The following is a 24354-nucleotide window of genomic DNA, read 5'->3' as shown; positions in this document are numbered from 1 at the left end:
TCTTCAGCCTCAGCGTCCGGTTATGAGTCCTGTCGACACCGATATCCCTTCCACTCGGCCCTACCTGATTCGTGCCTTGCACGAATGGTGTTCGGACAACGGGTTCTCCCCCTACATTGCTGTGCAGGTGGATGCCTCTGTGCAGGTGCCGATGGAGTTCGTGAAGAACGGCGAGATCGTGCTCAACGTGGGCGTGGACGCCACCAGCTCCTTGCGTCTGGGCAACGATTTCATCGAGTTCAAGGCCCGTTTCGGGGGCGTGGCGCGCGAAATTGTCGTGCCCATCAGCCATGTGATTGCCATCTATGCGCGCGAGAACGGCCAGGGCATGGCCTTCCCCGCGCCGGCGCCCGCCACGCTGTCCGCCGTCAAAGAGGACGCGACGACCGATGCGCCCGAGCCGGCAACAGACACCACGTCGCGCAGCCCGCTGCGCTCAGTGACGAGCGATGATGCGCCAGGCGAGGACGACGAACCGCCAGAGCCACCGTCCGATGGCCCAGGCCGCGCGGCAGGCCGGCCGCAACTCAAACGCGTCAAGTAAACTCGCACCCTTCCCAGGGCCGCTTTAGCTCAGTTGGTAGAGCAATCGCCTTGTAAGCGATAGGTCGTCTGTTCGAGTCAGACAAGCGGCACCAACCCCAGGCATTTGCCATCGGCCTGCGCCCAGCGCGCATTCATCGCCCCGGCACTTGGACTTTGATCCGGATTGCGTTAATCTGCGCACCGCTTTGGGTCAATGCCTGCTGGATGGCTGGCAACAGTTGCCTCAGCTTGGTGGACGCCGCCGCGCTGCCCACCAGCAAGCACCACTCCTGGTCCTGCAAAGGGCCAGCCACCACCTGCTGACGCATGGCAGCCGGGATCAGATGTCGTATCTGATCCATGTACCCTTGGGACTGGCGAATGCGCTCCTGCAGCAAGGCCAGCGACGGTGCGGCCCCCACGGCCTGTTCAAGGCTGTAGAGCGTGCGGGGTCGTTGGTCGATGGCCATATGAATTGGACGGATGGGCACTCGCGGCTCACCGCAAGGAAAGGTTTCAGAGTGCACATCATTATCACGGACGCCTGGTTGGCCAAGAGCAAGGCGCTGCACCTCAACGGTTTCAAGCTGATCGGTGCGGGCATGTTGGCCTCCGTGGTGCTGATGCTTGTGTCGATCGGCTCATACCAATGGTTCTTTCTCGAGGGCGTGCGTCAGGGATGGCCCGGCTTTGCCTCAGTCGCCCGCTTGGTCCACCAAAGTGAGGTTGATTCCAAAGACGCCTACATGCGCGCCAATCTCGACGCCATGGCCCGCAAGCTCGGGGAAATGCAGGCACGCATGATTCAGATTGATTCGCTGGGTGAGCGTGTGGCGGGTCTGGCGGGGCTCAATCCGGCCGAGTTCAAGAATGCACCAGGATCCGGTGGCTCCCTCGTGGCCAGCCGTGACATCAGCATGCAGGAGCTGATGCAGGCGCTTGACACGGTCGAGGTCTCCAGTGGCTCCCGGGTGGACTGGCTCACGGTCGTGGAATCGCGGTTATTCGATCAGAAAATCCGGCAGACGCTGATACCTACCGAAAAGCCCGTGGACGGTGTCCGGGTCGGGTCGCCTTTTGGCTTCCGCATCGATCCGATCACCGGCCGTTCGGCCCTGCACACCGGGCTGGACTTTCCTGCCGATGTGGGCACGCCGATCCTGGCGGCCGCCGGTGGCGTGGTGGTGGTGCAGGAGTACCACGCTGCCTACGGCAACATGATCGAGGTTGACCACGGCAACGACCTGATAACTCGCTACGCCCATTCCTCCCAGACCTTCGTGAAGAAGGGCGACATCGTCAAACGCGGGCAGAAGATCGCCAGTGTGGGTTCTACCGGTCGTTCCACCGGTCCACATCTGCACTTTGAAGTCTGGGTTGCCGGTGTGCCACAGGACCCGCAACGTTTCCTGGCGGCTGGTGAAAAGATTGCTGCGGCCCGGCCCGCGGCGGTGGGCCCTCGCAAGCCCTGAACAGGGCCGGGTCTCGCCAGTTAAAATCGCGGCTTTGCTCTTGAAAGCTCCGCGTTCGCCGGCACCTCAGTGCGCTCGGTGTATGCCCTCCAGGTTCGCAAGAGCCCTCCTCATTTCTTTTGCCTGCCCGGCGCCTTCAGGGTGTCTGGCGTGGGACTGCATGTATGGCCACAAACTTCCTCACCAAACTCTTTGGTAGCCGCAACGACCGTTTGCTCAAAACCTACCGCAAAACGGTGGAGCGCATCAATGGTCTGGAGGCGCAGTTTGAAAAACTCAGCGATGACGAGCTTCGTGGCCAGACCGAATTGTTCAAACAGCGCATAGCGCAGGGCGAGGGCCTGGAGTCCGTGCTGCCCGAAGCCTTCGCAGTGGTGCGTGAAGGCAGCAAGCGCATCATGAAGATGCGGCACTTCGACGTGCAGTTGGTGGGTGGCCTCGCGCTGCACCACGGCAAGGTGGCCGAAATGCGCACGGGTGAGGGCAAGACCCTGACCGCGACCCTGCCGGTCTACCTGAACGCGCTCACGGGCAAGGGCGTGCACGTGGTCACCGTCAACGACTACCTGGCCAGCCGTGATGCGCAATGGATGGGACGTCTGTACAACTTCCTGGGCCTGACGGTTGGCATCAACCTGCCTCAGGCACCGCGCGAAGAGAAGCAGGCGGCCTACCGCTCCGACATCACCTACGGCACCAACAACGAATACGGGTTCGACTACCTGCGCGACAACATGGTGTACGAGTCTGCCGACCGTGTGCAGCGAGGCTTGAACTACGCGATCGTCGACGAGGTGGACTCCATCCTGATCGACGAGGCCCGCACGCCGTTGATCATCAGCGGTCAGGCCGAAGACCAGACCCAGACCTACATGGCCATCAAGCAACTGGTTCCACACCTGGTGCGCCAGGAAGGTGAAGCCGATGTGCGCACGGGTGAGGGTGTCATCAAACCGGGTGATTTCACGGTGGACGAAAAGGCCCATGCCATTCACATGACCGAACAAGGTCATGAGCATGCGGAGCAGTTGCTGAGCCAGGCGGGCCTGCTTCCCGAGGGCGCGTCGCTTTACGACCCGGCCAACATTGCATTGCTGCACAACTTGGTGACGTCGCTCAAGGCGCACCACCTCTACCACCGCGACCAGCACTACGTGAATCAGAACGGCGAGATCGTGATCGTCGACGAGTTCACTGGCCGCTTGATGACGGGCCGGCGTTGGAGCGACGGCCTGCACCAGGCGGTCGAAGCCAAGGAAGGTGTGGCGATTCAGCCCGAGAACCAGACGCTGGCCTCCATCACCTTCCAGAACTACTTCCGCCTGTACGGCAAGCTCGCCGGCATGACCGGCACGGCCGACACCGAAGCGTATGAATTCCAGGAGATATACAGCCTGGAAACGGTGGTCATTCCGCCCAACCGGGTGAGCAAGCGGGTTGACCAGCTTGATCGTGTCTACAAGACGACGAAAGAGAAGTACGTTGCCGCCATCGAGGACATTCGCGAGTGTCATGAACGGGGTCAGCCCGTGCTGGTGGGCACGTCATCGATTGAAAACTCGGAAATCATCGCCGAGCTGCTGGCCAAGGAAGGCCTGCCCCATGAGGTCCTGAACGCCAAGCAACATGCGCGCGAGGCCGACATCATCATTCAGGCGGGTCGCCCGGGCGGCATCACCATCGCCACCAACATGGCAGGTCGCGGTACCGACATCGTGCTCGGCGGCAACCTGGAAAAGATGGTCGACGCGGTGCAGAACGACGAATCGCTGGACGAGGCCACCAAGGTTTCGCGCATCGAATCGCTGCGCCAGCATTGGCAGGCCGACCACGACAAGGTCAAGGCACTCGGTGGCCTGCGCATCATCGCCACCGAACGCCATGAATCGCGGCGCATCGACAACCAGTTGCGAGGTCGTTCAGGCCGCCAGGGCGACCCGGGTTCCTCTCGCTTCTACCTGAGCCTGGATGACTCGCTGATGCGAATCTTTGCCGGCGATCGCGTGCGAGCGATCATGGACCGACTGAAGATGCCTGAGGGTGAGGCCATCGAGGCTGGCATCGTCACGCGAAGCATCGAGAGTGCGCAACGCAAGGTCGAGGCTCGCAACTTCGACATTCGCAAGCAACTGCTCGAATACGACGACGTGTCCAATGATCAGCGCAAGGTGATCTACCAGCAGCGCAACGATATTCTGGATGCCGAGTCGCTGCGGGCCCAGATTGATTCGCTGCGCGACGGCTGCTTTGCCGATCTGGTGCACGAATACGTGCCCGAAGGCAGCGTCGAGGAACAGTGGGACTTGTCCACGCTGGAGCGCGTGTTGCGCGAGGAGTGGGCAGTTGATGTGCCCGTGACGACCTGGGTGTCGGATGCGGAGTCGATCGACGCCGAAGAGGTTGCCGAGCGTGTGGTGGCCGCTGCCAAAGCGGTGTTCGATGGCAAAGTGCAGATCGTGGGCGAAGAGAACTTCACCCAGTTCGAGCGTGTCGTGCTGCTGCAGACCATCGACGGGCAATGGCGCGAGCATCTGTCCGCTCTCGACTATCTGCGTCAGGGCATTCACCTGCGTGGCTACGCCCAGAAGCAACCCAAGCAGGAGTACAAGCGCGAGGCCTTCGTGCTGTTCGGCCAGTTGCTGGACACGGTGAAGAACGACGTGACGCGTGTCCTGATGAACGTGCGTGTGCAGTCGGCTGAACAAATGGCCCAGGCGGCCGAGCAACTGGAGGAGCGTGCCGAGCAGATCGCCAACGTGACCTACACAGCGCCCACCGAAACGGGTGAAGCGACAACGGTGGGTGCGGCCGCCAGTGCCGCGCCTCGTCCCGCTGGCGATGTGCCACGCGTGGGACGCAACGACCCCTGTCCCTGCGGCAGCGGCAAAAAATACAAGCAGTGCCACGGCAAGCTGGACTGACGCAGCGGGGCCTTCGGTCCCGCGCGTCCCGCTGACTGACCTCACCCTGAATACACGGAGTTCACATGCCCGTTCAACTCGACACGCCTTCTGCCTCGGACCTGCTCCCCATCGGGGGCGTGCGCATCGGTGTGGCTGAGGCAGGCATTCGCAAGGCCAATCGCAAGGATCTCACGGTCTTTTTGTTGGACGAGGGTTGTGCGGTTGGCGCGGTGTTCACCCAGAACCGTTACGCCGCCGCCCCGGTGCAGGTGTGCCGTGAGCACCTGGCGGCGGGGCAGGGTGTTCGTGCGCTGGTGATCAATACCGGCAACGCCAACGCGGGCACGGGTGCGCCTGGCTTGGCCCATGCGCGCCAGACTTGCACTGCCTTGGCCCGCTCGTTGGGCCTGCACCACGAACAAGTGCTGCCGTTCTCCACAGGCGTGATCATGGAGCCACTGCCGCTTGATCGACTGCTGGCGGGATTGCCCGGTGCGCTGACCGATGCGGCCTTGTCGCAGACGGACAGCGGCGCGCAGTGGCTCTCGGCAGCCCAGGGCATCATGACCACTGACACCTTGCCCAAAGCTGTCAGCAAGTGTATGTCGATTGACGGGTGCGTCGTGAGTGCCACGGGTATCGCCAAGGGCGCCGGCATGATCCGCCCCAACATGGCCACCATGCTTGGTTTCCTGGCCACCGACGCCGCCGTGGCCCCCGCGCTCATGAACGATCTGGCCCGTCGTCTAGCCGATGCATCGTTCAACCGCGTCACGGTGGACGGCGACACCAGCACCAACGACTCCTTCGTGGTGGTTGCCACGGGTCAAGCCGGAAACACGCCTGTGACGGATCTGCACAGCCCGGCCGGTACCGCCCTGCTGGAGGGTCTGACGCAGGTGGCGCGGCACCTCGCGCACGCCATCGTGCGTGACGGAGAAGGCGCCACCAAGTTCATCACCATCCAGGTTGAAGGTGGGCGCACCGCCGCTGAATGCTTGCTGGTGGCGTACGCCGTGGCCCACTCGCCCCTGGTCAAGACCGCCTTCTTCGCCAGCGATCCCAATCTGGGCCGCATCCTCGCGGCCGTGGGTTACGCCGGCATCGACGACCTGGAGGTGAGCGGCATCGACCTGCACCTCGGCGATGTGCATGTGGTTACCCAAGGAGGCCGTCACCCCGACTACCGCGAGGAAGACGGTCAACGCGTGATGAAGGCGGCCGAAATCCTGGTTCGCATCGGCCTGGGCCGTGGCACTGCCACCGAGACGGTGTGGACCTGCGATTTCAGCCACGATTACGTGACCATCAACGCCGACTACCGCTCTTGATCTGCGTGCCATGAACGAACATTTCGAACGCCTGTTGGAGCGCGCCGAACAGCTGATGGCCCGCATTGAATCGGTGTTGCCACAGCCCATGCAGGCGCCCGACTGGTCTGCTGCGGTGGCCTGGCGTTACCGCAAGCGAAGTAGCGGGCATGGCGCGCTGGAGCCGGTGCGCCAGGTTGGCGCCATGCGCCTGGCCGATCTGCAGGAAATCGATGGCCAGAAAGAGAAAATCCAACGCAACACCCTGCAGTTCGTGCAGGGCCTTCCGGCGAACAACGTGCTGCTCACGGGCGCGCGCGGCACGGGCAAGTCCTCGCTGATTCGGGCCTGTCTCAACGAATACCGACCTCAAGGCCTGCGCCTGATCGAGGTCGACAAGGCTGATCTGGTGGACCTGCCGGACATCGTCGATGTCGTCACCGACCGCCCGGAACGGTTCATCGTGTTTTGCGACGACCTCAGCTTCGAAGACGGCGAACCCGGCTACAAGGCGCTCAAGTCGATCCTGGACGGTTCGGTGTCAGCGGCCAGCCCCAATGTGTTGATCTATGCCACCAGCAACCGGCGCCATCTGTTGCCCGAGTACATGAAGGAGAACCTCACCTACACGCACACCGCCGAGGGCGAAGTGCACCCGGGCGAGGTGGTGGAAGAGAAGATATCGCTCTCGGAGCGCTTTGGCCTGTGGGTGAGCTTCTATCCTTTCAGCCAGGATGAGTACCTCACGATCGTGGCGCAATGGTTGTCCTCGTTCGGTGTGTCCTCCATCGACATCGCGACGGCGCGACCCCAGGCGCTGGTCTGGGCGCTGGAGCGCGGTTCGCGCAGTGGGCGCGTGGCCTACCAGTTCGCCCGCGACTACGCCGGCACGCACGCATCGAAGGCATGAACGGCCAAGTCCTTGTCGTGGACGCTGAGCCCGGCACTGTGCGACCGATTGACCGACCTGTGGTCGATGTTGCGGTGGGCGTGCTGATCGCGCCCGATGGCCGTTTCCTGCTCACGTCACGTCCGATGGGCAAGGTGTACGAAGGCTATTGGGAATTCCCGGGTGGCAAGCTTGAAGCGTGCGAGTCGGTCGAGCAGGCCCTGCGGCGCGAACTGCAGGAAGAAATCGGCGTGACCATCGGTGCGGCACACATTTGGCGCGACAGTCTGGTGGACTATCCCCATGCACTGGTCCGCTTGCACTTCTGCAAGGTGTATGACTGGACGGGTGAACTGCAGATGCGCGAAGGTCAGCAGTTCAGTTGGGAAGGTGTGCCAGTGCGATGCGAGCCGATTTTGCCTGGCACCGTGCCGGTGCTGGAATGGCTTGTGCAAGAGCGCGGGTCGGCACCCAACTGAGCCGAGGTCGACCGTTCAAGAAGCCCCGAAGTCAGGGTCGTTCTGGCTGTCCTGCTCGGGCAGTTTGAAGCTCTCCGTGGCCCAGGCCCCGAAGTCCATGTTCTTGCAGCGCTCGCAGCAGAACGGGCGAAAGGCATTGCTGGGTGCGTAGATGCTCGGCCCGCCACATCCCGGGCAACGCACTGTTTTCAATGGGTTGGTGTTGGCGTTCGAGGACATGGCAAGTGTCAGAGAAAACTCAGGCACAGAGGGTGAGTTCGAACGCCGTGTCGTCTTGTGCCGAGTGCAGGCGGTCGTCGTCCCCCTGGCGCATCAAGCGCACCGACAGCATCAGGCGGTTGCCGCTGATTTCCGGAATCAGGCCGGTGCTCGGGTCCATGCGCAGGCGCAGCAGCTGGAAGGTGCGACCCTGTGGCAGGGTTTGCTGGAACTGACCACCGGGTGCCACTACCTTTTGAGGAGAGCCTGAATCCCGCAACATCTTGAGCAGCAGAACAATGGATTCAGCCAGCGGCGCCAACGGCACTGACCAGCGTTGCAAGTCGGCTTGACGCTCCTCGGCGCTGTGGTGCTGCCAACTGTAGTAAGCGGGCAGGTCAAATTCGCAGGTGCCCGCGGGGATACCGATGCGGCTGCGGATGCTCATCAACCAGTCGTTTTCGGTCAGCGCCTGACCCGTCTTGCCCGCCAGCCCGCTGAGCTGCGAAAAGCAATCTTCCAATTGGCCAATGGCCTCATTGAGTGCCTGCTCCGAGATCATCGGGTTGCCGCGGTAAGCGATGAGCTGCTGCTTGTGCCGGTCGATGTCCTTGAGCACATCGGACTTCATGTCCGCTCGAGAGGCGACTTCGATGATCTCGAAGATGGTCTGAATCGCGAAGTGGTGGTCCAGCGGATGCTGGCGCGGCACCAGTTCGACCATGCGACGGAACAGTTGTTCAAGTCGCAGGTAGGTGCGGATGCGTTCGTTGAAAGGGTATTCGTACAGGATCACAGCGGCTTGGGTGCGCAGGGCGGTGCAGCGAGCGGGTCTTCATCATAGCCCGAACCGATTCGCCAACGCCTGCGCCAGATGTTGCAGGTTGTCGATGCTGTCGGAGTCGTTGAACACCACAAAGTCCGCCGCAGCCAACCGCGTCTCGCGCGCAGCTTGGCTGCGCATGACGGCCTCGATGGTGAGCAGGTCCCACCCACTGCGCAGGGTCACCCGACGGACCTGTGTGGCGGGTAAGCAGTCCACCACCAGCACCCGATCCAGCTGCGGTCGCCAGTGTGGCGACTCGACCAACAGGGGGATATCAAACACCACCACGCTGGCCGTTGCGAGTGAGGTTTTGCGGCGGATCTCGCCGCCCACCAACGGATGGACGATGCGTTCAAGCACTTTGCGCGCTTCGGGTTGGGCAAACACGTGTTCGCGCATGCGCTGCCTGTCCAGGGCGCCGTCGGTCGTGATGAACGCATCGCCGAACGTTTCAGCAATCGCGTGGATGGCCGAGCCACCGCTTTCGGTGCAAGCGCGCGAAATGGCGTCTGCATCGATCAAGTCTGCGCCCATCCCCTGAAGCAGCCGCGCCAAGGTGCTTTTACCGCTGCCAATGCCACCGGTGAGCCCCAGCCGCAGGCGGGGGTTTGACTGCAAAGAGGCGTTCACAATCCGATGACAGCCAGGATCGCCGATGGTCCGAAAATCATGGCGGTCAATCCCGCCAACGCGAGGAAGGGGCCGAACGGGACATAGCCCCCCTCGCGCAGCTCACCTTTGAGCTTGATGCCAACCCCGATCACGGCGCCGATCACGGAGGCCATCAGGATGATGGGAATGAGTGCCTGCCACCCAAACCAGGCGCCAAAGGCCGCGAAGAGTTTGAAGTCCCCGTAGCCCATGCCCTCCTTGCCCGTGGTCAGTTTGAAGGCCCAATAGACTAACCACAGCGACAGGTAGCCTCCCACCGCGCCCCACAACGCATCAGGAAGCGCCGTATCGGTGAGCCTAAGCCCCGCAGCGCACAATCCTGCCCACAACAAGGGCAGCGTGATGTCATCGGGCAGCAAGGTGGTGTCCCAGTCGATGCCGGCCAGCGAGAGCACCGCTGCCGAAAACCCGCACCACGCAAAGGCTTCCCAACCCAGGCCCCATCGCCAGCCGCACCAGGCGAAAAGCGCTCCACACGTGAGTTCCACCGCTGGATACCGCAGGCTGATCGGCGCAGCGCACTGGCTGCACTTGCCGCGCAGCGCGAGGTAACTGAAGACCGGGACATTTTCAAACCATCGAATCTGGTGTCCACAGTGGGGACAGCGCGAGCGCGGCACCATGAGATTGAAAGGTTCGGCTGCGGGAGCGGACTGTTGCACGACGTCTTTTCCCACTTGGAGGTCCGCGCATTCAGCCGCCCAATGCAACTCCATCATCTTTGGCAGCCGGTGGATCACCACATTGAGAAAACTGCCCACCAACAGGCCCAGAAGCCCCAGCAGCGCCGCCTCCGGCGCGCCCGCGCTCAGCATCAAACCACCTGACCCAGCTTGAAGATGGGAAGATACATAGAGACCACGATGCCGCCAATGACTGTGCCGAGCACCACGATGATGATGGGCTCCATCAGGCTGGAGATGCCGGCCACCATGTCGTCCACCTCTGCTTCATAAAAGTCTGCGGCCTTGCCCAGCATATGGTCGATTGAGCCGGACTCTTCTCCGATCGCGCACATCTGCAGCACCATGGACGGGAATATGTTGGCGTTGGTCATCGCGTTGGTCAGGCTGGTACCCGTCGACACTTCCTGTTGAATTCGCTCTGTGGCAATCGAATAGACCGAATTGCCCGAGGCGCCGCCCACCGAATCGAGCGCTTCCACCAAGGGCACGCCTGCTGCGAACATCGTGGAAAGCGTGCGGGTCCAGCGGGCAATGACCGACTTCTCGATCAGCACACCGAAGATCGGCAGTTTCAGCAGGACGCGATCCATGAATCTTTGGACCTTTTCATTGCGGCGCCACGCCTGCATGAAGAAATAAAACCCTCCACCCAATCCGCCAAAGATCAGCCACCAGTACTCGGTGAAGAACTCGCTCATGGCGATGACAAACAAGGTGGGAGCAGGGAGGTCAGCTCCGAACGAAGAAAACACTTCCTTGAATGAGGGAATCACGAAAATCATGATCACCGCAACCACGACGAATGCGACGATGACCACTGCGATCGGGTACATCAGCGCCGATTTGATCTTTGACTTGAGTGCTTCGGTCTTCTCCATGTAGACCGCCAAGCGATCCAGCAACTCTTCAAGAATACCGGCTGCTTCACCCGCCTCGACCAGATTGCAGTAGAGGCTGTCGAAGTAGAGTGGGTTCTTGCGGAATGCGGCACTGAGCGACGTGCCCGTTTCCACGTCAGAGCGGATGTCGTTCAGCAGCTTGGTCACGCTGGCGTTGGGGTTGCCGCGTCCGACGATGTCGAAGGCCTGAAGCAGAGGCACACCGGCCTTCATCATGGTGGCCAGTTGGCGCGTGAAGATCGCAATGTCCTTGGGCTTGATGCGTTTGCCCGAACTCATCCGGCGTTTTTTTACTTTGCCCGGAATGATGCCTTGGCGTCGCAATGCGGCAAGCACCTGGTTTTCACCCACTGCGCGCGTCTCGCCGCGCACGGTCTTGCCGTTGCGGTCTTTGCCTTCCCACTCGAAAACTGCGTCTTTGACGCTTTTGGTTGCAGCGGTTGCCATGGTGTCCTCTCAGGCGTATGTCTGGCTCAGCGTCACTCGTTGGTCACGCTGAGCACTTCTTCCAGCGACGTCATGCCCAGCTTCACCTTGAGCAGGCCGGACTCTCGCAGCGTGCGGACGCCCTCCTTGCTGGCTTGCTGGGCAATGTCCAGCGCGCTTCCACCGCGCAGGATGATGCGTTGAATTTCTTCCGTGATCGGCATTACCTGGTAGATGCCGACCCGGCCCTTGTAGCCGTTGTTGCAGGCCGAGCAGCCTACGGGACGGTAGGGCGTCCAGGTGCCGTCGAGATCATCGGCCTTGAAGCCTGCGTCGATCAGCGCCTTGCGGGGTACGTCCAGGGGCGCCCTGCACACAACGCACAGCTTGCGGGCCAAACGCTGGGCGGTGATCAGGATCACGCTGGACGCAATATTGAACGTGGGAATGCCCATGTTCATCATCCGTGTCAGCGTGGTCGGCGCGTCGTTGGTATGCAACGTGGAGAGCACCATGTGCCCGGTTTGCGCAGCCTTGATGGAAATGTCGGCAGTTTCCAGATCCCGGATCTCGCCGACCATGATCACGTCAGGATCCTGCCGCAGGAAAGCCTTCAACGCCGCAGCAAACGTCAAGCCGGCTTTCTCATTCACGTTGACTTGGTTCACCCCAGGCAAGTTGATCTCGGATGGATCTTCCGCCGTTGAGATGTTGATGCCGGGCTTGTTGAGTATGTTCAGGCAGGTGTAGAGCGAAACAGTCTTGCCCGACCCTGTTGGACCGGTTACCAGCACCATGCCATATGGACGAACAATGGCCGCCATAAGCCGCTCTTTTTCTTCTGGCTCATACCCCAGCGCATCAATGCCCACTTTGGCACTGCTGGGGTCCAGGATACGGATCACGATCTTTTCGCCGAAGAGGGTTGGCAATGTGCTCACCCGGAAATCGATTACCCGATCCGGTCCGATCTTGAGCTTCATCCGCCCATCTTGCGGCACCCTCTTCTCGGAGATGTCCATGCGGGAGATCACTTTGATGCGGGAGGCCAATTTGTCCTTGATCGCTATGGGCGGCGAGGCAATTTCGCGCAGCTCGCCGTCGACCCGGAACCGAACGCGGTAGCTGTGCTCGTAGGGTTCAAAGTGCAAGTCTGAGGCGCGCATGTTGAATGCGTCGATCAACATCTTGTGCAGGAACTTGACCACCGGGGCGTCATCGACTTCCGACGCCTTCTCGGTCGAGTCCGTGACCACAGTCTCGGTGGCCATTTCGTCGAACTCGAACTCCCCGCCGATGATGTTGTCCATCGTTTCGGAGACGCTGGTGGTCTGCGACTCCACCAGCTTGCTGAGCTTGTCGTACTCGGCGATGACCCAGTCCACACCCATCTGCGTTGCGAACTTGATTTTCTCTGCAGCTTGCTGATCGGCTGGATCGGCCGTGGCCACCATCAAGCGGTTGTTGCGCTTGCTGAGAACCACGATTCGGTAGTCGGCGCAGATTTTTGCATCCAGCAAACCAGTGGGCAGACGCGGAATATCGATCGCATCCAGATCAAGCAAAGGTGCAGAAAACGCCACCGACATGGTGTGCGCCAGATCCGAAGCAGACACAGCGCCAGAGCCCGTGAGTTCTGCGATGAAACTGGATCTGCCGCTCTGGGCTTTTCGGTAAAGATCCTCTGCGGCCTTTTGTCCGAGCTTTCCTGCCGACACCAATGCACGACCCAAGCCGGGCAGGGCCATGGACGGAGTTTCCTGAGTGACAGATTCGACGGACGCCATAGACCCGTAATCTAGCGTAAATCAACGACTTGGCCGTCAATATTGAGGCAAGTTGTGTTGAATATGCGTATTCGCGCCGATCGGCGTTGTAACGAGGTCGCGCTGTCTGCGCTGGTCGCTTGAAATGCCCCGTTCATCGGTGCCTGTTTCGGCCTGACATGGGGTGAATTTTGGTCGGGGTGAGAGGATTCGAACCTCCGGCCTCTACGTCCCGAACGTAGCGCTCTACCTGGCTAAGCTACACCCCGATGGGCCCGTTGGGCCATGCAAAAAGCGGCTTCTGAATCGCCTTGAAAATCAGGAGCGGCGTTCCAGCAATCCCGCCGCTAATTGTAGCAAAGCGGCACTGTAGACATTCTCGGGAAGCTGCGCTGCAGCGTCCATCGCTCGCTGCGCTTCAGCATCTGCACTCGCTCTTGCTTCTCTTAGGGCGCCGGTGTCGAGAATGATCGAGCGGATGTCATCCAGATGGGCCACATCCCCTTGCTCGATGGCCTGGCGGATCAGGTGCTTCTGAGCTTCAGATCCGGTTCTCAGTGCGCAAATGATCGGCAAAGTCACTTTTCCTTCCCTCAGGTCATCGCCCAGGTTCTTTCCCAGTTCCTCTGCACTGCCCTCGTAGTCAAGTACATCGTCGATCACTTGAAACGCAGTGCCCAACGCCTGTCCGTAACTGGCGCACAAAGCCTCGGTGGATTCGTCCGCGCGGGCAAGAATGGCAGCGAGTCGGGAGCTGGCTTCAAAGAGCTTGGCGGTCTTGGATCGAATCACCTTCAGGTAGGCCCCCTCGTCTATGGAGGCGTCGTGCATGTTCATGAGTTGCAGCACTTCCCCTTCTGCGATCACATTCGTGGCGTCCGATAGCACTTGCATGACGCGCATGTCATTCACATCCACCATCATCTGAAAGGCGCGCGAATACAGGAAGTCACCGACCAGAACGCTTGCTGCATTGCCGAAGCGCTCATTGGCCGTTTCACGGCCGCGTCGCAGCGTGGACTCGTCCACAACATCGTCGTGCAGCAAAGTCGCCGTGTGAATGAACTCCACAACCGCAGCTAATGCGTGTCGGTGTGGGCTCTGGCTGCCGATGGCGCCACTGAGCATCAGCAGAAGGGCGGGGCGCAAACGTTTGCCTCCCGCCGAGATGATGTACTGAGCGACTTCCCTGACCAGCGGTACCTCGGTTGTCAGCCGCTCATGGATCACTTCGTCGACCCGATGCATGTCGGGCTGGATCAGTTCTAGCGGGTTGCCAGTTGTGGGGGTGGAGATCGTCAAGATGCGAGCCGGAGGAAGGGAGTGGCTGGGTATGCCGCTGCAGGATGGATTATAGGAAGAAGGTTGCGCCCCCTCCCCCGGGAGCCAAAGAGCAGTCGTTGGCTTGCTTGTGCGCTGAGCGGTGCTACTTGTTGTCCAGACTGCGCCATGCTAAAATCACGGGCTCAGCGGAATTTGGTTCGCTGGATTTCCATTCGTGGATTTTTTACAAGAGGTTCATATGTACGCGGTCATAAAAACCGGTGGCAAACAGTATCGTGTTGCTGCTGGCGAAAAAATTAAAGTAGAACAGATTGCTGCGGATGTGGGCCAAGAGATCGTGTTTGACCAGGTTCTGGCTGTCGGCAACGGCACCGAGATCAAGGTCGGCACTCCCTTGGTTTCCGGCGCAACGGTCACGGTCACGGTGTTGGCTCATGGTAGACACGACAAAGTGCACATCTTCAAGATGCGCCGTCGCAAGCACTACCAGAAGCGCCAGGGTCACCGTCAAAATTTCACCGAACTGCAGATTTCGTCGATCGCAGCCTGAGGAGTAAGTCAACATGGCACAGAAAAAAGGCGGCGGCTCAACGCGAAACGGGCGCGATTCCAAGCCCAAGATGCTCGGCGTGAAAGCGTTTGGCGGTGAACTGGTCAGCGCAGGCTCGATCATCGTGCGTCAGCGCGGCACCAAGTTCCACCCCGGCTTGAACGTCGGTCTGGGCAAGGACCACACGATCTTTGCCACGGTGGATGGTCACGTGAGCTTTGCCGTGAAGGGCGAACTCAATCGCCAGACCGTCAGCATCACGCCCGTTTGATCGGGTGATTGCGATCGCTGCCGGCTTGTAGAGCGTGGGTAGCGTTTGCAGAGTGCTGACGCGTTGAATGCAGAAGGCCCGCTCAAGCGGGCTTTTTGTTTTGGTTTCTTTTGTGGGGATGCGTCCCTGGAAAGCATGTCATGAAATTTGTGGATGAAGCCACCATTGATGTCGCCGCGGGCGATGGCGGCAATGGCTGCGCATCTTTCCGGCATGAAAAGTACAAGGAATTCGGCGGCCCCGATGGCGGTGACGGTGGACGCGGTGGGCACGTGTACGCCGTGGCCGATGCCAGCCTGAACACGCTGGTGGACTTCCGCTTCACGCGCCGCTTTGAAGCCGAGCGCGGGGAGCATGGCAAAGGCTCCGACATGTTCGGTGTCAAGGGTGACGACATCATTCTCAAAATGCCGGTTGGCACCATCATTGCCGATGCCGAGACCGGCGAAGTGCTGCATGAACTGTTGCAGCCTGGCGAGCAGGTCACCATTGCCAAAGGCGGCGACGGGGGCTTTGGCAACATGCATTACAAGAGCTCGACCAACCGGGCGCCGCGACAGAAAACGCCGGGCTGGGCTGGCGAGAAACGGACCCTCACGCTGGAGCTCAAAGTGCTGGCCGACGTGGGCCTGCTGGGCATGCCCAACGCTGGAAAGTCCACTTTGATTTCAGCCATCTCGAACGCCCGCCCGAAGATCGCCGACTACCCGTTCACGACGCTGCATCCGAACCTGGGTGTGGTTCGAGTGGCGCCCGAGAAGAGCTTTGTGGTAGCCGATGTTCCAGGCCTGATCGAGGGTGCATCGGAGGGCGCGGGCCTGGGGCATCAGTTCCTGCGACATCTGCAGAGAACGCGTTTGCTGCTGCACATGGTGGACGTCGCACCTTTTGACGAAGGTGTGGATCCCGTCGTGCAGGCCAAAGCCATCGTCGCCGAGCTCAAGAAGTTCGACCAGGCGTTGTATGAGAAGCCGCGCTGGCTTGTGCTCAACAAGCTGGACATGGTTCCGTTGGATGAGCGCGAAGCGAAGGTCAAGGACATCGTCAAGCGTCTCAAGTACAAGGGCCCTGTGTTCGAGATATCCGCGCTCACGCGTGAGGGGTGCGAGTTTCTGGTCCAGAAGGTCTACGAACACATCGCCAAGGTCCACCAGGCCACGCTGGCACCGGTGGATATCGATCCGCGTTTTGATACGCCCCTGCCTGGCTGAACTTTCTTTCCCATGTCGACCATGCTCCTTGCAGACAACACGGGTTTGGCGCCATTGCGCGTCAATGGACCACTGAAAACGGCGCGTCGCATCGTGGTCAAGGTGGGCTCGTCCCTGGTGACCAACGAGGGTCGAGGGCTCGACGAGGATGCGATCGGGCAATGGAGTCAGCAGCTGGCGGCGCTGGTGCAGGAAGGCCGCGAACTCATCATGGTGAGTAGCGGCGCGGTGGCCGAAGGCATGAAGCGCCTGGGCTGGACGGTGCGTCCCAAAGAAGTCAATGAACTGCAAGCGGCAGCGGCCGTTGGGCAGATGGGGCTGGTCCAGATGTACGAGTCCAAGTTGCGCGAACATGGCGTTGGCAGTGCGCAGGTGCTGCTTACGCACGCTGATCTGGCCGACCGGGAGCGCTATCTGAACGCCCGCTCGACCTTGCTCACGCTCCTGCAACTGGGTGTCGTGCCGGTGATCAACGAGAACGACACGGTTGTCAATGACGAGATCAAGTTTGGCGACAACGACACCCTGGGGGCTTTGGTGGCCAACTTGGTGGAGGCCGATGTGCTTGTGATCCTGACGGATCAGAAGGGCCTGTACACGGCTGACCCGCGGCACGATCCTGCAGCGCGGTTCGTGCACGAGGCACGTGCAGGCGATCCCCTGCTCGAGTCCATGGCGGGAGGGGCTGGCAGTGGTATCGGCAAGGGGGGCATGATCACCAAGATCCTTGCTGCCAAGCGTGCGGCCGGGTCGGGAGCCTCAACAGTGATTGCCTGGGGGCGTGAGCCGCGGGTATTGCTCCGCTTGTGCGATGGAGAGGCCATTGGCACCTGTTTGGTGGCCAATACCCCGAAGAACCAGGCGCGCAAGCGTTGGATGTCGGACCACCTACAGATGCGCGGCGCAGTGGTGGTGGACGACGGAGCCGTGGGCAAGATCGTCGGCGAGGGCAAAAGCCTGCTGCCGATCGGCATGACGGGCGTGGATGGCGACTTTTCGCGGGGTGATGTGATCGCCGTTCGCGATGGCCGTGGCGTCGAGGTGGCCCGTGGTCTGGCGAACTACGCCAGCTCGGAGGCCCGTTTGCTGTGTCGCAAATCGTCTGCTGATTTTGAGCGACTGCTCGGATACGCAGCTGAACCCGAAATGATTCACCGCGACAACATGGTGCTGGCGCGCACCTGAAAGTGGCAGCCCGAAGGCGATTCAGCGGAAATCGATGCGATCGGTCTTCAAGGCCGCGAGGATTTTCTGTGGACTGCCCGTGACGGTGCGGCCTTCACAAACGCCTTGGCGAGCCAGAATCATGGCGGGGCGCGTTGGACCTCTGAAAGACAATGCCTGCCACTTGACGTCCGGACTGGTGTTCCAGCCTCCCTTGTCGCTCAAACGCGCGTAGGTCTTGGTTTCGGCGGTCGCGCAGCGTATGCCCTGGTACAGGACGTTGAGCGCTCCGCTGGCGCTGCGTGCCACCATCACAAAGCGCACCACGCCGTCGTCACCCACGCTCAGGCTGGCGGGATCGATGCCATATGTCAGGGTCGAGTTCTTCATGACTTCAAATGCCTGCAGCACTTCCGTACTGAACTCCGTTGGAGGAACCACTGCTGACTCGACCCATACCGTCTTTTCGAGGGAGGAGGGTTGCGCCTGGAGAATCGAAGCCGTTGTGCAGAGCGCTACGAACGCGAATGCCGAGGCCATCCACTTTGGCTGGTATTGAGAATGAAATGTCATTTGAAAGGGGTGTTCACTGAACGGCCATCGTTCTGTGGATCGGGGTCGAAGCTGGCGCCAGGTGGCAGTTCCAGCCCCATGGGCGCACACAGCGGCGACATGGATTCATCACCGCCATCGTCCTGGCGTTGCCGCGTGCCGCTGCGCAAATAGCGGTTTCGATGATCGGTCCTGGGCAGGTATCGCGCCAACTCCGTGAGTGCCATCTCATAGACGCCACGTTTGAATTCGACCACGACGTCCAGCGGCACCCAGTAGTCGTGCCAGCGCCATGCGTCAAATTCAGGATGGCTCGTGGCGCGCAGGTTCAGGTTCCAGTCTTGCGCCACCAGTCGCAATAGATACCAGATCTGTTTCTGGCCCTTGTAGTGGCCGCGGGCATCCCGGCGGATGAAGCGGTCCGGCACTTCGTAGCGCAACCAGTCCCGCGTGCGGGCCACGATGTTCACGTGCTCGGGCATGAGGCCCACTTCTTCGTGCAACTCGCGGTACATCGCCTGCTCAGGTGTCTCGCCCCTGTCGATGCCACCTTGCGGAAACTGCCAAGAGTGGGAACGGATGCGCTTGCCCCAGAACACTTGGTTTCGCTGGTTGAGCAGGATGATGCCGACATTGGGCCTGAAGCCTTCTCTGTCAAGCATAATCAACCCCAAATTTTTGAACTGTCTTCATTATGCATCGCTCCTTGCGAGTTGCGAAGTGATCACACACCTGTTGTCTCTCTGAGCGCTGCGGGACGCACCAAAATTGGCTCACCTGAGCCGGTTTGCCCTGCACATCTGTTCGGAGCCCTCCCTTTTTGAATCCACCGAGCTGCCTGCGGGCGGCGCTGAGCCCATGAAAGCCTCCCAGTTCTTCATCTCGACCCAAAAGGAAGCCCCGGCCGACGCCGAAGTGGTGAGCCACCAACTGATGACGCGCGCCGGCATGATCAAGAAGCTTGGCGCCGGCATCTACAGCTACATGCCCATGGGTCTGCGCGTGATCCAGAAGGTGGAAGCCATCGTGCGCGAGGAAATGAACCGTGCCGGCGCGGTCGAACTCACCATGCCGGTGATCCAGCCGGCCGAGCTCTGGCAGGAAACCGGCCGCTTTGAAAAGATGGGCCCGGAACTGCTGCGCATCAAGGACCGGCACGACCGCGATTTCATCGTGCAGCCCACCAGCGAGGAGGTGGTCACCGACATCGCGCGCCAGGAGCTGCGCAGCTACAAGCAGCTGCCGAAGAATTTTTACCAGATCCAAACCAAATTTCGCGATGAGCGTCGTCCGCGTTTTGGCTTGATGCGTGGGCGCGAATTCATCATGAAGGATGCCTACAGTTTTGATCGCACTGGTGAAGCCGCGCAGGCCAGTTACCAGGTGATGGCTGCGGCCTATCGGCGCATCTTCGACCGCTTCGGCTTGCGTTACCGCGCCGTGGCCGCTGACAGCGGCGCTATTGGGGGTGATCTGAGCGAGGAGTTTCAGGTGATCGCGGCCACGGGAGAAGACGCCATCGTGTACTGCCCTGGCAGCGACTATGCGGCCAACATGGAGAAAGCCGAGGCGCTGGCACCAGCGGCGCTGCGTCCAGCTCCCTCAAACGGAATGGCCAAAACGCCAACCCCGGGCAAGAGCACCTGCGCGGACGTGGCCACGCTGCTGGGCGTGCCGCTGGCCACCACGGTGAAGTCGCTGGTGCTGGCCACCGACGAACTCAACGAGACGGGTGAAGTCGCCAATAGTCAGGTCTGGCTGCTGCTGCTGCGCGGCGACCACGACATGAACGAAGTCAAGGTGGCCAAGGTGCCGGGCCTCAATGCCGGGTTCCGCTTCGCCACCGGAGCTGAGATCGATGCGCACTTCGGCTGCAAGCCGGGTTACCTCGGCCCTGTCGGCCTGCAGAAGCCGGTGAATCTGGTGGTGGACCGCGAAGTGGCCGTGATGGCCGACTGGATCTGCGGCGCCAACGAACCGGACTTCCACATGACCGGCGTGAACTGGGGCCGCGACCTGCCTGAGCCGGACGTGGTGGCAGATCTGCGCAATGTGGTCGAAGGCGACGCCTCACCCGACGGCAAGGGCCTGCTCGCCATCGAGCGTGGCATCGAAGTGGGCCATGTGTTTTACCTGGGTACCAAATACAGCAAGGCGATGGACGCCACCTTCCTGGGCGAAGACGGCAAGCCTGCTCACTTCGAAATGGGTTGCTACGGCATCGGCATCACGCGCTTGCCAGCCGCGGCCATCGAACAGAACCACGACGAGCGCGGCATCATCTGGCCCGACGCGCTGGCACCGTTCACCGTGGTGGTGTGCCCCATCGGTATGGACCGCAGCCCGGAGGTGAAGGCTGCCGCCGAACAACTCCACGGCGATCTGATCGCGGCGGGCATCGACGTGATCCTGGATGATCGCGGCGAGCGCCCCGGGGCGATGTTTGCAGACTGGGAGCTCATCGGCGTGCCGCACCGCGTGACCATCGGCGACAGGGGCTTGAAGGCGGGCCAGGTGGAATACCAGCACCGCCGTGAGGTTGCCGCCACCCAGGTGGCGGTGGCCGACGTGCTTGCCTTGCTGAAGGGCAAGCTCGGCGCATGAAGCCTCTGGCTTGGTCGCGACGCGACTGCCTGCTGGGGGCGGCGTCGCTGGGGCTGGGCTCGTTGCCCAATTGGGCGCACGCAGGTGGTCAGCTTGAAGAGCCGCTGGCCGATTCGGTGCGCGGTGCATTGAGTGCCGCCATCTCCAACAGCGCGCCGCCGGTGCCTGAGTTCACCAACCTGGAAAAGCGGCTGGCCTACTTGCGTTGGCTTGGCGCCAGCAGTGGGCGGCTGCAGCGGCGCAAGACCGACTTTCAGACGCGCATTGAATTCCTGCAGACCGTCTGGTACGAAACGCGCCGCGCGGGGCTGGACACCACGATGGTGCTGGGCTTGATCCAGGTCGAGAGCGCATTCCGGAAATTCGCCATCTCGCGTGTGGGTGCGCGGGGCTACATGCAGATCATGCCGTTCTGGTCACGCCTGATTGGCGATGGCGACCCCAGCCGACTCTTCAACATGCAGACCAACCTGCGCTTTGGTTGCGTGATCCTGCGCCACTACCTCGACCGCGAACGCGGCGACACTTTTCTGGCGCTGGGCCGCTACAACGGCAGCCGGGGCCGTGCTGAATACCCCAACGCCGTTTACGCAGCATCCAGGAACTGGGCACACCCTGACGCGTGAAGCATGTGCCCCCACGTTCCGCCGCTACGCAGGGCGTTGCCCCCGAAGGGCGTGCTTTTCTCCTTGCGGCGGCCCGGCGGCGAAACCGCCGAGAGCTATTGCAGAAATCCGATGCGGCTCTTGCTCGTGCCCGCTTTGGGCAGATCGTCGGGTTCCACGCGGTAGCGGTTGTCCAGCCGGGCATTGCCGAACGCCGTGACCAGCGCCCGGCGCATTTCGCGCGGTGCCAGCACCGCGAGCTGGTCCAGCACGTCGTCGGCAGGCTCCGGATCAAAGCGCTGTCCCCAGTCGTGTTCCCCGAGGATGCCGCGGTAGAGATGGGCTCCGATCTTGCGTGCGGCTTCCAGTGTGGGTGGTGCGATCTCGAAGACGTTCATGCGGTTCATGATCGGCTCGGGAATGTGGCGCTCGTCGTTGGCGGTGGTGACCCAGATCACCTGGCTGGCGTCGATGGGCACCTCGGCGAACTCGTCAACGAAGTTTTGCGCGGTGTCGTGCTCCAGCAGGCTGTAGAGCGCGCCCAGTGGGTCGTATTGCGCATCGGCATTGGCCTTGTCGATCTCGTCGACCACGATCACCGGGTTGGCGTACTGGCCGTCGATCAACGCTTCGAACACCTTGCCCGGTTTGGCGCCTTTCCATTGAGAGGATGAACCCGACAGCAGCCAGCCCGCCGTCATGGAACTCATGGGCACCAGGCTCAGGCTGGTGCCCAGCAGGTCGGCGAGCTGTTTGGCGAAGTGGGTCTTGCCAACGCCGGGGGGGCCGAGCAAGAGGATGGGGGTGACCTCCAGGCTGTCGCGGCTGTCCTGACTCAGGGCCACGTGGCGCTTCACATCGTCGAGCACCTCACCAAAATTGGGCAGCAGGTCGTAGAGCGGCGCCATGTCCGGTATGCCCGATGGTTTGACGGCGAAGCGTTGTGGGCCGCGCTCCAGCATGCGCTGCCACGTGTTGCGCAGGCTTTCGTATTCGCGCTCGTTGCCACTGGCCTGCAGTTTGGCCAGCTTGCGCTCGACTTCGTCGGCGCTGAACACGCTGCGCATCTGGGCGATGGGCAGACCAAGAGGGGGTGAAGCGACCAGGCTGCGTGAGCTCATGCGGTTCTCCTTGAAGGTTCAGTGGCGATTTCATTCAAGCACAAGATGTGCCCGCCATGAAGCCCGAAAAGCCCCGTGAAGACCCCGTTGACTGCCGGATTGACCATGTCCGTGCGAAACCGCGCAAATGGCGGGCGACGGAAACGACAAAGCCACCCGAGGGCGGCTTGTGCGGTGGCGCAGGGCTTCTCAGCTCTGACCGGTGATGACCTGTTGCAGTTCGCCCGACTGGTACATCTCCATCATGATGTCCGAGCCGCCGACGAATTCGCCCTTGACGTAGAGCTGCGGGATGGTCGGCCAGTTGCTGTATTCCTTGATGCCCTGGCGGACTTCTTCGTCTTCGAGCACGTTCACGGTCTTGAGCGTTTTGGTCTCGACGCCGCAGGCCTTGAGGATCTGGATGGCACGGCCGGAAAAGCCGCACATGGGAAAGCTCGCGTTGCCCTTCATGAACAGCACGATGTCGTTGGATTTGACCAGTTGGTCGATTCGGGTTTGGGCGTCGCTCATGGCTGAAAGGTCCTTCTGCGAATGGGTCTGAACTGACCCGGGAACGGTCTGCATTATCGCCCTTGCGGCCATTGGCCGCCGCTGCAGCGCTCGATGGCCGCAAGGTCGGTGCGGCTGCTCACCTGCTCGAATCCGGCGTCTTGCAGCAGGCCGCGAACCGCAGCGGCCTGGTCGAAGCCGTGTTCGATCAGCAGCCAGCTGCCCGGCACCAGCGCCTGCGGCGCATTGGCGACGATGGTGCGGATGTCGTCCAGGCCGTCGGCGCCGGCCGTGAGGGCCGACAGGGGTTCGTGCGTCAGGTCGGCCAGATGTGGGTCGCCCTCGGCAATGTAGGGAGGGTTGGTGACGATCACGTTGAAGCGTTGGCCCGGCACGGCGTCCAGCCACGATCCGACGTGAAAGTGCACGGACAATCCCAGATGCTGCGCGTTGTCGCGGGCGACCGCCAGGGCATCTTCGCTGGCGTCGGTGGCGCTCACCGATGCATGTGGCCGCTGCGAAGCGATGGCCAGCGCGATGGCGCCGCTGCCGGTGCCCAGGTCCAGCACGCGGGCTGGACGGGCTTGCGTATCCATCATCTCCAGCGCCCAGTGCACCAGCGTTTCGGTGTCGGGGCGTGGCACCAGCACCCGGTGATCCACGGCCAATGGCAACCCGAAAAATTCCTGTTTGCCGCACAGGTAAGCCATCGGTTCACCACGCTGGCGCCGCTGCAGCAGGGCGGCCAGCCGTCTCAAGGCATCGGGTTCAAGCGCATCGCTGTCGTGCGCCAGCAGCCAGGCGCGATCGTGCGGGTTGCGATGAAGGGCCAGCAACACGAGCATCTGTGCATCCAGCCGATCCAGGCCTTCGTGCTGCAGGCGTGCCTGCGTTTCGCGTGCGGTCGTCATGCGCCGTTGCGCTGCTCAAGTTCGGCCATCAGCTCGATGCCTCGCGCCACCTGCAGGGCATGGACCACTTCGTCCAGATCGCCCTCCATCACCTGCAGCACCTTGTAGAGCGTGAGGTTGATGCGGTGGTCGGTGATGCGGCCCTGGGGAAAGTTGTAGGTGCGGATGCGGTCGCTGCGGTCGCCGCTGCCGATCAGGCCCTTGCGGGTGGCGGCTTCCTTGGCGGCGCGCTCGCTGCGGTCTTTCTCCTGCAGGCGTGCGGTGAGCACCTGCAGGGCCTTGGCCTTGTTGCTGTGCTGGCTGCGACCGTCCTGGCATTCGGCGGTTATGCCGGTGGGCAGGTGGGTCACGCGCACGGCGGAGTCGGTCTTGTTGATGTGCTGGCCGCCAGCACCGCTGGCGCGGTAGGTGTCGATGCGCAGCTCGCTCGGATTGAGTTTCACCGCTTCCGTTTCGTCAGGCTCGGGCATCACGGCCACGGTGGCTGCGCTGGTGTGGATGCGGCCTTGCGTTTCAGTGGCGGGCACGCGCTGCACCC

General features: G+C 61.7%; 25 protein-coding genes and 2 tRNA genes. 13 read left to right on the top strand and 14 right to left on the bottom strand.

Annotated features, from left to right (window positions below):
• Positions 1 to 22 precede the first annotated feature (22 nt).
• The 7 genes from ASE11_RS15165 (at position 23) to ASE11_RS15130 (ending at position 7578) form a co-directional block, all read left to right on the top strand.
• Positions 23 to 544, top strand: a complete 522-nt coding sequence (locus ASE11_RS15165; RefSeq protein WP_056273170.1) for a ClpXP protease specificity-enhancing factor — start codon at positions 23 to 25, stop codon at positions 542 to 544.
• Positions 545 to 562: 18 nt separating this feature from the next.
• A tRNA-Thr gene (locus ASE11_RS15160) sits at positions 563 to 638 on the top strand.
• 408 nt (positions 639 to 1046) lie between these two features.
• The gene (locus ASE11_RS15150; protein WP_200959372.1) at positions 1047 to 1997 is read left to right on the top strand and encodes a M23 family metallopeptidase; all 951 of its coding nucleotides are present in this window, start codon (positions 1047 to 1049) and stop codon (positions 1995 to 1997) included.
• A gap of 164 nt (positions 1998 to 2161) precedes the next feature.
• Positions 2162 to 4918 carry a preprotein translocase subunit SecA gene (gene secA / locus ASE11_RS15145; protein WP_056273161.1) on the top strand — a complete coding sequence of 919 codons (2757 nt, stop codon included), beginning with the start codon at positions 2162 to 2164 and terminating at the stop codon, positions 4916 to 4918.
• 65 nt (positions 4919 to 4983) lie between these two features.
• The gene (gene argJ / locus ASE11_RS15140; protein WP_056273157.1) at positions 4984 to 6231 is read left to right on the top strand and encodes a bifunctional glutamate N-acetyltransferase/amino-acid acetyltransferase ArgJ; all 1248 of its coding nucleotides are present in this window, start codon (positions 4984 to 4986) and stop codon (positions 6229 to 6231) included.
• 10 nt (positions 6232 to 6241) lie between these two features.
• Positions 6242 to 7120: an ATP-binding protein gene (locus ASE11_RS15135; RefSeq protein ID WP_056273154.1), complete on the top strand. Its 879-nt coding sequence runs from the start codon at positions 6242 to 6244 to the stop codon at positions 7118 to 7120.
• Entirely contained in the window at positions 7117 to 7578 is a 462-nt protein-coding gene (locus ASE11_RS15130) for an NUDIX domain-containing protein (protein WP_056273150.1), read from the top strand. The genes ASE11_RS15135 and ASE11_RS15130 overlap by 4 nt, the downstream gene beginning before the upstream one ends.
• A 15-nt stretch (positions 7579 to 7593) precedes the next feature.
• Here the strand turns inward: ASE11_RS15130 and ASE11_RS15125 are convergent, their stop codons facing one another.
• The 8 genes from ASE11_RS15125 to ASE11_RS15090 all read right to left on the bottom strand — a co-directional run bounded on the left by ASE11_RS15125 (position 7594) and on the right by ASE11_RS15090 (position 14299).
• Positions 7594 to 7797 (bottom strand): DNA gyrase inhibitor YacG, encoded by a 204-nt coding sequence (locus ASE11_RS15125; protein WP_056273147.1) that lies wholly within the window; start codon positions 7795 to 7797, stop codon positions 7594 to 7596.
• A 19-nt stretch (positions 7798 to 7816) separates the two neighbouring features.
• The gene (gene zapD / locus ASE11_RS15120; RefSeq protein WP_056273144.1) at positions 7817 to 8572 is read right to left on the bottom strand and encodes a cell division protein ZapD; all 756 of its coding nucleotides are present in this window, start codon (positions 8570 to 8572) and stop codon (positions 7817 to 7819) included.
• Between the two features lie 42 nt (positions 8573 to 8614).
• Positions 8615 to 9220, bottom strand: coding sequence for a dephospho-CoA kinase (coaE, locus tag ASE11_RS15115; RefSeq protein ID WP_235501312.1), 606 nt, complete (start codon positions 9218 to 9220; stop codon positions 8615 to 8617).
• An 8-nt stretch (positions 9221 to 9228) separates the two neighbouring features.
• The gene (locus ASE11_RS15110; RefSeq protein WP_056273137.1) at positions 9229 to 10089 is read right to left on the bottom strand and encodes a prepilin peptidase; all 861 of its coding nucleotides are present in this window, start codon (positions 10087 to 10089) and stop codon (positions 9229 to 9231) included.
• A complete protein-coding gene (locus ASE11_RS15105; RefSeq protein WP_056273134.1) occupies positions 10089 to 11306 on the bottom strand; it encodes a type II secretion system F family protein in 1218 nt (405 codons plus the stop codon). The genes ASE11_RS15110 and ASE11_RS15105 overlap by 1 nt, the downstream gene beginning before the upstream one ends.
• A 32-nt stretch (positions 11307 to 11338) precedes the next feature.
• The gene (gene pilB / locus ASE11_RS15100; RefSeq protein WP_056273128.1) at positions 11339 to 13072 is read right to left on the bottom strand and encodes a type IV-A pilus assembly ATPase PilB; all 1734 of its coding nucleotides are present in this window, start codon (positions 13070 to 13072) and stop codon (positions 11339 to 11341) included.
• 171 nt (positions 13073 to 13243) lie between these two features.
• Positions 13244 to 13320 (bottom strand) — tRNA-Pro (locus ASE11_RS15095).
• 49 nt (positions 13321 to 13369) lie between these two features.
• On the bottom strand, positions 13370 to 14299 hold the full coding sequence (locus tag ASE11_RS15090) for a polyprenyl synthetase family protein (RefSeq protein WP_056273125.1): 930 nt from the start codon (positions 14297 to 14299) through the stop codon (positions 13370 to 13372).
• Positions 14300 to 14573: 274 nt separating this feature from the next.
• On the opposite strand from ASE11_RS15090, the gene rplU reads away from it, so the two are divergent.
• The 4 genes from rplU (at position 14574) to proB (ending at position 17552) form a co-directional block, all read left to right on the top strand.
• A complete protein-coding gene (rplU, locus tag ASE11_RS15085; protein ID WP_056273123.1) occupies positions 14574 to 14885 on the top strand; it encodes a 50S ribosomal protein L21 in 312 nt (103 codons plus the stop codon).
• 13 nt (positions 14886 to 14898) lie between these two features.
• The gene (gene rpmA, locus ASE11_RS15080; RefSeq protein ID WP_056273119.1) at positions 14899 to 15156 is read left to right on the top strand and encodes a 50S ribosomal protein L27; all 258 of its coding nucleotides are present in this window, start codon (positions 14899 to 14901) and stop codon (positions 15154 to 15156) included.
• A gap of 140 nt (positions 15157 to 15296) precedes the next feature.
• Positions 15297 to 16367 (top strand): Obg family GTPase CgtA, encoded by a 1071-nt coding sequence (gene cgtA / locus ASE11_RS15075; protein ID WP_056273116.1) that lies wholly within the window; start codon positions 15297 to 15299, stop codon positions 16365 to 16367.
• A 21-nt stretch (positions 16368 to 16388) separates the two neighbouring features.
• Positions 16389 to 17552, top strand: coding sequence for a glutamate 5-kinase (proB, locus tag ASE11_RS15070; protein WP_056274238.1), 1164 nt, complete (start codon positions 16389 to 16391; stop codon positions 17550 to 17552).
• A gap of 21 nt (positions 17553 to 17573) precedes the next feature.
• Here proB and ASE11_RS15065 read toward each other — a convergent pair whose 3' ends face one another.
• Together ASE11_RS15065 and ASE11_RS15060 are read right to left on the bottom strand one after the other, a co-directional pair.
• Positions 17574 to 18071, bottom strand: coding sequence for a CNP1-like family protein (locus ASE11_RS15065; protein ID WP_162258053.1), 498 nt, complete (start codon positions 18069 to 18071; stop codon positions 17574 to 17576).
• Between the two features lie 29 nt (positions 18072 to 18100).
• Positions 18101 to 18745: an RNA pyrophosphohydrolase gene (locus ASE11_RS15060; protein WP_056273108.1), complete on the bottom strand. Its 645-nt coding sequence runs from the start codon at positions 18743 to 18745 to the stop codon at positions 18101 to 18103.
• Positions 18746 to 18941: 196 nt separating this feature from the next.
• On the opposite strand from ASE11_RS15060, the gene ASE11_RS15055 reads away from it, so the two are divergent.
• Positions 18942 to 20687 (top strand): proline--tRNA ligase, encoded by a 1746-nt coding sequence (locus tag ASE11_RS15055; RefSeq protein WP_056273105.1) that lies wholly within the window; start codon positions 18942 to 18944, stop codon positions 20685 to 20687.
• Positions 20684 to 21313: a lytic transglycosylase domain-containing protein gene (locus ASE11_RS15050; RefSeq protein WP_056273101.1), complete on the top strand. Its 630-nt coding sequence runs from the start codon at positions 20684 to 20686 to the stop codon at positions 21311 to 21313. The genes ASE11_RS15055 and ASE11_RS15050 overlap by 4 nt, the downstream gene beginning before the upstream one ends.
• 95 nt (positions 21314 to 21408) lie before the next feature.
• Here ASE11_RS15050 and ASE11_RS15045 read toward each other — a convergent pair whose 3' ends face one another.
• The 4 genes from ASE11_RS15045 to ASE11_RS26710 form a co-directional block, all read right to left on the bottom strand.
• Positions 21409 to 22413 (bottom strand): AAA family ATPase, encoded by a 1005-nt coding sequence (locus ASE11_RS15045; RefSeq protein ID WP_056273099.1) that lies wholly within the window; start codon positions 22411 to 22413, stop codon positions 21409 to 21411.
• Positions 22414 to 22602: 189 nt separating this feature from the next.
• Positions 22603 to 22926 carry a Grx4 family monothiol glutaredoxin gene (gene grxD / locus ASE11_RS15040; protein ID WP_056273096.1) on the bottom strand — a complete coding sequence of 108 codons (324 nt, stop codon included), beginning with the start codon at positions 22924 to 22926 and terminating at the stop codon, positions 22603 to 22605.
• Positions 22927 to 22979: 53 nt separating this feature from the next.
• Positions 22980 to 23816 (bottom strand): peptide chain release factor N(5)-glutamine methyltransferase, encoded by an 837-nt coding sequence (gene prmC / locus ASE11_RS15035; protein WP_056273092.1) that lies wholly within the window; start codon positions 23814 to 23816, stop codon positions 22980 to 22982.
• A partial coding sequence (locus ASE11_RS26710) for a peptide chain release factor-like protein (protein WP_235501311.1) occupies positions 23813 to 24354 on the bottom strand: 542 nt, incomplete at its 5' end. The genes ASE11_RS26710 and prmC, both read right to left, overlap by 4 nt.

It is taken from the genome of Hydrogenophaga sp. Root209, assembly GCF_001428625.1.
GTDB lineage: Bacteria > Pseudomonadota > Gammaproteobacteria > Burkholderiales > Burkholderiaceae_C > Hydrogenophaga.
This window is presented reverse-complemented; position numbering and strand designations above follow the sequence as displayed.